We start from the raw sequence: 1,694 nt of genomic DNA, 5'->3' as shown, positions 1-1,694 counted from the left end.
CTGAGGCGCTCGATGTTGACGGCGATGGCCGTCAGGACGTGCTGGATGTGGGCTTTCCCCTGTCCTCGGTAGCGGCAGCGCCGCATGCCGTGTCCGTGGGCGAACTCGTTGACCGTGCCCTCCACTCCGGAGCGGACCGCATAGCGGGTCTTCCACTCGGGCGTCTGTTGCTCGGTGCGGACGCGGAGTTGCAGGTCGCGGAGCTCTCGCGGGGGAAAGCCCACGGTGCGGGCGCTGTCGGCGGTGGTGGTGCACTGGGTGCGGGCCGGGCAGGGGCGGCACTGGCTCTTGGTGAACCTGGCCACGATCAGCGGGGCCGCAGTGGGCGAGGAGGTCGGGTAGGGGCCGTGCCAGCCCGCGCTGACCTGGCCCTGGGGGCAGGTGACCTGCTGCTGGTCGTAGTCGATGTGGAAGTCGTCCCGGGCGAAGCCCTCGTTTTGGCGGTGTTGGCGAGTGGGGTTGCTCCGGAGCGGACCGGAGACGGTGACCTGGTGTTCGCGGGTGGCTCGTTCCAGGTGGGGCAGAGAGGTGTAGCCGGCGTCGACCAGGTGCTCGGCGGGCAGCAGCCCGCGGCGGGCCAGGCGGGTGTGGATGCCGGGCAGGACCTGGCTGTCGTGGGTGGTGGCCGCGGTGGTGGCCACGTCCGTGATCACGTTGGGGCCGTCGGGAGCACAGGTCTCGGTCAGATGAGCGGCGAAGCCCTTCCAGCTGATGATGTGTCCGTGCCGTGCATAGCGGGCCGAGGTGTCGTAGGGAGAGACGATCGCCCGGGACGAGGGCGGCAGTCCGGGCCCGCCTTCCGTCTCGGCGGTGCGCCAGCGCAGGTGCCCTGCGGCGTCACGGTGGTAGTTCTGCACCATGATCTGGCGCAGGGCCTGGAGGCGGGGACCGGACGTGCGGTCTGTGCCATGCCGGTAGAGGTGTTCCAGGAGCCGGGCGGCGTCGTTGCCGGTGGCGAGGATCCTGGTCTTGGGCTTGGTGGGGTTCTTGCCCAAACGGACCGGTCGGCCGTAGCGGCGCCCCCAGTCCTCGTCGACCAGCTCGTCGAGCAGGTGAGGGGAGATGCCGGCGACTTCTTCGAGTGCGGCGCGTACCGCTTCGGTGATCAGTTCCAGGCGGGTCAGGTCACGCACCGCGGCCAGGACGTGGGTGGAGTCGGTGCGCTGTGTGGTGCGCTCGCGCACCAGTCCGGCTTCCTTGAGGCGTGCCAGCGCGAGGTCGAGGAGCCGGTCAGCACGGTCGTCTTCAGCGAGACGGTCGCGGAAGTCGGCAAGCACGCTGTGGTGGAAGCCGGGATCGTCCAGCTCCATGGCCATCGCGTACTTGAAGTCGATGCGGCAGCGGACCGCCTCGGCCGCCTGCCGGTCCGACAGGCCGAGCAGAAACTGCAGCACACAGACAGTGGCCAGTTGAGCTGGCGAGAGGCCCGGACGTCCGTCCCGCGGGTACCAGTGGGCGAAGTCCTCGTCGCACCACAGCCCATCGAGGCGGTCACGCACCCATATCGCCGTCGTGCCACCTGGGTTGCTCGCCCGTGCGACCTGCGCAGTCAGAGGCGGGACTTGCTCACCGGAACGGGGGCGAAGGGACAACGGGCACCTCGACAGCTGCATCGGTCGGCGGAACTACCCGAGCATGCCCGTTGACCACGCTGCCGCACCGGGAAACTCAAAGATCCCCGACAGAGTCAAGCT

Annotated in this window: 1 protein-coding gene; it reads right to left on the bottom strand. The window is 69.4% G+C overall.

The features are described from left to right. Nucleotides 1–1,499: IS1182 family transposase (locus ACZ7IB_RS49200; RefSeq protein WP_470921895.1), on the bottom strand; the 1,499-nt coding region annotated here is incomplete at its 3' end. Nucleotides 1,500–1,694 lie beyond the last annotated feature (195 nt).

The organism is Streptomyces sp. NPDC037301, assembly GCF_055602785.1.
The sequence above is the reverse complement of the archived record's forward strand: the minus strand, read 5'-3'. Positions and strand labels throughout refer to the sequence as shown.